Below are 3,629 nucleotides of genomic sequence, written 5' to 3'. Positions count from 1 at the left end.
ATGGAAAGTTTTAGGTCGAAACCAATTTTTTTGTACTCAATTTTTGGACAGTGTCCATTTTTTGTGGGTTCCATAGTTTGCTAAAAGTGTTTAATTTTTAGTCAACCTATTTCAGGATTTGTCATTTTTTAAAATAATGCATAACGTCTTGGCGCTTGGCGAGGTTGCGAACTTCGTAACCGAGTTCTTTCGGCTAAGATAGAATATCTTGCGAAAGCAAAACATGAATTTACTGGAAAATTCGCAATCTTGCCAAACGGCTGTTAGGCAACGTAATAATATTTATCATATTCTGCCATTCTAGCTACCGATTCAGTTCGGCTATATATTCCAATTTTCAAATTCCAACCTTTTATTTTACCGCGCTAAACTGAAAAAATATTTTTTGTTTTAAATTCCAATTTTTACGATTCTATTTTTAGGTTAATTTCGGTTTTTCGTTCCAATTTTAAAATTCCAATATGCAATGCAATTCCGCAAAATGTTCCAACTTTTCCATTCACTTTGTAAAAAATTTAAAATTCCAACATGCAATGTAATTCTGCTAACTATTCCAACTTTTCGATTCATTTTGGTTATTGTTCAATTTTTGCCAAAGTTGCTTTCTTAAGTTTTGTTTAGTTAACTTTCAAGATTTTAAAGGAATATTTTCTGTAGAATTTTCGCGCTCAAATTATGTTGCCTAACGTCTTGGCGCTTTGCGAGGTTGGGGACTTTGTAGCAGAGTATTTTCTGCCGAAACGAAGATATGATAAAAAACGCTAATTCCACTAAAACCCCAATCGCGCAAAACGGCTGTTAGTGGCAGATTTTTTATTTATTTCAATCTTTCAGCAACATAATCTACCAATTTTTTAAAATTATCTTTCCCTATTTCAATTTCTCCTAAAATAAATGGTTCATAATTCTTCGTAAACATAAAAAGATTATTTTCCTTTATCAAGTAAGAGGTAAAATCTTTCCAATATAATTTTCTTTCTGTATTGAGACTTCGCATAATTAAGCCTTCTTCCGTAAATTCCCACGATAAGTCTTCATATTCTAATGTTTCGATTTCTCCCGTTTTTATATTTTCTAATTTTTCATACACCGATTTTAATTTAAAATAGTAGTAAAAATATGGAATGAGAATGCCAAGACCGAAAACTATTAATAAAAACAAAAAAAACTTGGACGGTCAAAAAATAAAATAGAACCAATAATTAATAACACGAAACCTAAATACTGAGAATTCTTATAATATTCTTTTTTTGGTTTACAAGCCAAATCAAATAACAAATCCATTTGCTTGTTGTAAATATCTTTGTCATATTGAATTTCGAATTTCATCATTTTTTCGGTTTTTCTTCAAATTTGCCACTAACGTCTTGGCGCTTGCCGAGGTTGGGGACTTTTGAAACCGAGTATTTTCGGCTTAACGTAAATGTAGTAAAAAAACGCTAATTCCACTAAATCCCCAATCACGCCAAACGGCTGTTGTGCGATGTTTTTTATTTTATAACTATTTCTTTAAATCCTATTTTACTATATATGAGTTTTTTTATTTTTGTGTTTGGTAAGTAAATATTAATCATTTCAATAATTTCTTTTTGATTTGTTTTCGACATTTTTTCTCCAATTATTATTTCATAAATACTTTCTTTTGATATTTTTTTAAATCGTTCTAAATCAGAGTTAATTGTTTTAGTGAATCTATATTCTTGTTCTTCATAATACTGTTCAGGTAATGTGAAAATCCAATCCAAAAAAGACATTATATATTTGTCAATACCTTCAATATCTAATATTTTTTTTTTTGGTAATTCTTCGCGTTTTACGTAATTAATTCGACCTCTAAAACCTTCATTAATAGGTATTGCTTTTAAAAAATCTATTCCTACACAAAATCCTTTTTTATTTGCTCCAAAATCTTTCCATAGCCTTTTATTTCGATATGTTTCACTCATAGAAAAAACCCCAAACATTTTATCATATTCTTCTTTTAACAAATTTTCGTGATTTGTCAATTTTTCATCGGTGATTATTACTTCTTTTAATAATCTTTCAATTTCAGGGTCATATAAAGAACTTAATTTTAAAAAGTTTTGATAATATTTTCTTCTGTTCAATTCATCCTTAACATATTCTCTATCAATTTTTACATCCATTTCATAAGGACAATTAAATTTTGACGATTTTGAAAGATAGATTTCTTGATTTTGAATAATTTTTTTATGATTTACATCATTAAAATCCCTGTACTTATATACAATTTTCGGTACTATTTCTTCAAAATTAAAGTCTTTTGAGTTTTTATAAAAAATCTCCATTTTAGTTATTTTTGGGTAAAATATCGCACAACGTATGGTGCTTTGCGAGGTTGTGAACTGCGTAAACGGATATTTTCGGATAAGATAAAACGTTATGCGAAATACTAAACGTGAACTTACCACATATTTCACAATCTCGCAAAACACGTGTTACCACCAGTACTTTTTAATTAACAACCTAAAATAATAAATATGAACTACGATTCAAAAGCAGATACTCTACTGCACATTAAAAGAGTTGCCGAATTAATGACACAAGCATCAAGTGAATTGATTAAACGTGCTAATATTCACGATAATTCAAAACTTGAAAGTCCTGAAAAAGAATTATTTGACGAGTTTACCCCTAAATTAAAAGGTTGTACTTATGGTTCTGATGTATATAAAGAGTATTTAAAAGAATTAAAAGTTGCATTAGACCACCATTATTCAAAAAATTCTCATCACCCAGAACATTACGAAAATGGAGTTAATGGCTTTGATTTATTTGACCTTATCGAAATGTTTTTTGATTGGAAAGCGGCAGGAGAAAGACACGAAGACGGAAATATTTACAAATCTATTGAGATTAACAAAGACCGTTTTAAACTATCAGAACAAACTGTTGATATTTTCAAAAACACCGCTAATCGTCTTGGTTGGTAGTATTGGTGGTAACGTTTTGGCGCTTGGAGAGGTTGGGGACTTTAAAGCAGAGTATTTTCTGCCGAAACGAAGATATGATGAAAAACGCAAATTCCACTAAAACCCCAATCTCTCCAAACGGCTGTTGGCAGTTCGGCTTTTTGTTTACTCCAATTTTCGGTTTCACTTCCGCACCGTTTTAAGTCGGAAGTAATTTTAAATTAATCATTATGTCAGACAAAAATAGAATTATCAAAAATTATATTCCAACAACAAGACAAACAAATAATTTCATTTGTAAATTAATTGATGAAACAGATTTCAATATGAAATATGAAAAAGAACTTTTACTAAAAATGATCAAATCACTTAATTTACATCCTCTTTTGACGAATGAAATTAATCTTCGTTTAGAAGCTAAATCTTTTTCACGTAAAGTTCAAGATTCAAAAATTCTCCGTCCATCAACTCAATTTTAAATTCTTCAATGGTGTATGAAAAATTATGTATATTAATAATTTTGTCGTCTTCGATAGAGCCAAATGAAATTAAAAATTTTTTAATATCGTCGCTTCCGCTAATTAAATCAAGCACTTTGTAATCACTGTTAATTTCTTCTATAAAAGTAATGTTAGATAATTTCATTTTAAATAGTTTTAATTATTCAGTCCGTTTTTTTAAGCTGACTGCCAACGT

At 29.3% G+C, this 3,629-nt stretch carries 5 protein-coding genes; 1 reads left to right on the top strand and 4 read right to left on the bottom strand.

Annotation, left to right across the window (positions count from 1 at the left end):
• Nucleotides 1–817: 817 nt before the first annotated feature.
• From MW871_RS16200 to MW871_RS16190, 3 genes are all read right to left on the bottom strand, one after another.
• The gene (locus MW871_RS16200; protein ID WP_248429425.1) at nt 818–1,090 is read right to left on the bottom strand and encodes a YcxB family protein; all 273 of its coding nucleotides are present in this window, start codon (nt 1,088–1,090) and stop codon (nt 818–820) included.
• Between the two features lie 59 nt (nt 1,091–1,149).
• Nucleotides 1,150–1,332 (bottom strand): hypothetical protein, encoded by a 183-nt coding sequence (locus MW871_RS16195; protein WP_248429424.1) that lies wholly within the window; start codon nt 1,330–1,332, stop codon nt 1,150–1,152.
• Between the two features lie 158 nt (nt 1,333–1,490).
• Nucleotides 1,491–2,309, bottom strand: coding sequence for a hypothetical protein (locus MW871_RS16190; RefSeq protein ID WP_248429422.1), 819 nt, complete (start codon nt 2,307–2,309; stop codon nt 1,491–1,493).
• A gap of 192 nt (nt 2,310–2,501) precedes the next feature.
• Between MW871_RS16190 and MW871_RS16185 the strand changes: the two genes are divergently transcribed.
• Nucleotides 2,502–2,954 carry a DUF5662 family protein gene (locus MW871_RS16185; protein WP_248429421.1) on the top strand — a complete coding sequence of 151 codons (453 nt, stop codon included), beginning with the start codon at nt 2,502–2,504 and terminating at the stop codon, nt 2,952–2,954.
• Nucleotides 2,955–3,350: 396 nt separating this feature from the next.
• Here the strand turns inward: MW871_RS16185 and MW871_RS16180 are convergent, their stop codons facing one another.
• Nucleotides 3,351–3,578: a hypothetical protein gene (locus MW871_RS16180; RefSeq protein ID WP_248429393.1), complete on the bottom strand. Its 228-nt coding sequence runs from the start codon at nt 3,576–3,578 to the stop codon at nt 3,351–3,353.
• Nucleotides 3,579–3,629 lie beyond the last annotated feature (51 nt).

The sequence above is a fragment of the Flavobacterium pygoscelis genome, from assembly GCF_023162025.1.
Classification (GTDB): Bacteria; Bacteroidota; Bacteroidia; order Flavobacteriales; family Flavobacteriaceae; genus Flavobacterium; species Flavobacterium pygoscelis.
Note: the sequence above shows the minus strand (reverse complement) of the source record. Positions and strands in the feature narration are given on the sequence as shown.